This window comes from Ferruginibacter sp. HRS2-29, assembly GCF_024343615.1.
Classification (GTDB): Bacteria; Bacteroidota; Bacteroidia; order Chitinophagales; family Chitinophagaceae; genus Ferruginibacter.
In genome coordinates this window covers 1-2,013 of sequence record NZ_RJUB01000064.1, presented here as the reverse complement: position 1 = coordinate 2,013, position 2,013 = coordinate 1, and the positions used below count along the sequence as shown (strand labels likewise).

Genomic DNA, 2,013 nt, shown 5'->3' with positions numbered 1-2,013 from the left:
CTGGCATTTTTCATTTGCTTGACAAAAACTCTGATAGCTTTCGTTACCCGGTAGATAAAGAAAACAATAATTCCTTCGAAAAAAAAGATACTATAAACCTCCTTGACGTTAAAGATCTTTATCATAGGACATCAATTTTATTGACACATACCGCAGACGTGTTTGCAAAATATACTGATTATGCAGATGAGATTGAAAATATGTATGAACAAGAAATGAGAGATAATTATGGATATTAAACGATCAAAGCACCCCGGCCTAAATGGCAGTATTGATCAGAATACATATAACTCTAACTTAATTTAATATGGCTATAAAAAAATGGGATGCATTTATTTCTCATGCTAGTGAGGATAAAGATACTATTGTAAGAGAACTAACTAATGTTCTAGAAAATTTGGGAGTACAAGTTTGGTATGACGAAACACCTTGACTGTGGGTGATAGTTTAACACAACAAATTGATAACGGTTTAAACAAAGCGAATTTTGGAGTAGTAATAATCAGTAAATCCTTTCTAAATAAAAAATGGCCAGATTATGAATATAAGTCTTTATTGAGTAAGGAGGAAAATTTCAAAAAAAATAATTTTACCAATTTGGCATAACATAACGCTTTCTGAAGTAAAGAAATTTTCATTGTATTTAGCGGACAAGTATGCTTTAAATACCACTAAAGATTCTATACAGTCGATTGCATTCCAATTGCTGGCAGTTATACGTCCTGACATCTTTTCTAATTATCATCGGATGGCAGTTTATCATCGAATGGCTAAAGAAGATAAAACGAAAGAATACCGTTTCGAGGATATAAATATTGGTCCCAAGAAAAGAGATACTTTGCCCGGAAAGCTTATAAACCGAATTAAAAATATTCATTTTGGAATAGGTGTCAACTTCCCACTCTCAATGGAAGAGGATATTGATTGTTATTTACGTGACTCAGATCCCGAATCTGAAATTGAACTCTGGGAAAATATGAATGCTTCTTATTTTGAATTTATTGATTCCCAAGAAAATGTTGGTGAAAACTTAAAGTTCGAAGTAGCCAGCCAATTATTACATTTTTCTACATACCCAAAAACTAAAATCTCTTCTTTGACACAAGAACAATTTGAAGAATTGTTTAAGATATGGAAATCTAATAGCCACCTATATTGAAAATTGCTAAAAAAATATTTGCAAAAAAAAGGACTTAACAATTAATGAATTTACTCCTTGCAAACAATAGTTTTTTTTCCTTCAATCATCACCTATTAAATAAAGGGAGTAACGTTAATATTTTAACTCCCTGTAAAAAAATCCCACTTGCTAAGAACTAAATTTTATTCTTCACTCCATTTTTTTCTATCTTTGAATTGCGAAACGATTAATGTAAAAAATGAACAATTCAAATTTAGAAATCAAAGATAAAGCCTTGCGGAGAGCGGGTGTAAGTCCCGTATCTTCAAACTACGTTTGTCGTTTCGCAGCACCGCCAGGCCTCTTTTTAAAAAATCAAAGTTATGCGAAACGACAAACGAACAACCCTCCGCCGCCCCGATGTGCGCAGCCTGAAAATTCAACCCAAAACAAGGTTTAACAAGTACAGCCAGAAAGATGTTCCCGAGATCAAGCTTTGCGGGGAATGGTTGCAGCAGCTCGGCTTCGAACTGAACGCAAGGGTACTGGTTACTTCCATGCCCAACTTATTGATCATCCGAACTACAGAGTAGTACACAGTAAAGAGCCGCTGACAATATGTTGGCGGCTTATTTTTTATCAGCCATCATGCCGCGGAACCGGCTGGCGGGGACGCCACGCCAGGGCGGTATGGTTTATTTTTGATACACAGCCGTGTGGAACACTTGAGCGACGGCGTATTTTTTACACAAAGCCGAAACTCCCACTGAACCGGCCTGGCGGGGACGCCACGCCGGGGCGGTATGGTTTATTTTTGATACGCAGCCGTGTGGAAAACTTGAGCGACGGCGTATTTTTTACACAAAGCCGAAACTCCCGCGGAACCGGCTGGC

At 37.0% G+C, this 2,013-nt stretch carries 4 protein-coding genes; all 4 read left to right on the top strand.

Translation table 11 applies throughout. The features are described from left to right. Positions 1–239, top strand: a 239-nt coding sequence (locus EGI32_RS10905; RefSeq protein WP_255155414.1) for a hypothetical protein, incomplete at its 5' end; no start/stop codon positions are given. A gap of 68 nt (positions 240–307) precedes the next feature. After that, complete coding sequence (locus EGI32_RS21155) at positions 308–433, top strand: hypothetical protein (RefSeq protein WP_303626640.1); 126 nt, start codon at positions 308–310, stop codon at positions 431–433. Between the two features lie 204 nt (positions 434–637). After that, positions 638–1,159 carry a hypothetical protein gene (locus EGI32_RS21150; protein ID WP_303626639.1) on the top strand — a complete coding sequence of 174 codons (522 nt, stop codon included), beginning with the start codon at positions 638–640 and terminating at the stop codon, positions 1,157–1,159. Positions 1,160–1,503: 344 nt separating this feature from the next. After that, complete coding sequence (locus tag EGI32_RS10895) at positions 1,504–1,713, top strand: SymE family type I addiction module toxin (protein WP_255155413.1); 210 nt, start codon at positions 1,504–1,506, stop codon at positions 1,711–1,713. The last annotated feature ends 300 nt before the right edge of the window (positions 1,714–2,013 follow it).

What these genes read in the sequence shown, in the direction of transcription:
- EGI32_RS21155 (WP_303626640.1), top strand. Translation starts at nt 308, where the DNA reads ATGGCTATAAAAAAATGGGATGCATTTATTTCTCATGCTAGTGAGGAT.
- EGI32_RS10895 (WP_255155413.1), top strand. Translation starts at nt 1,504, where the DNA reads ATGCGAAACGACAAACGAACAACCCTCCGCCGCCCCGATGTGCGCAGC.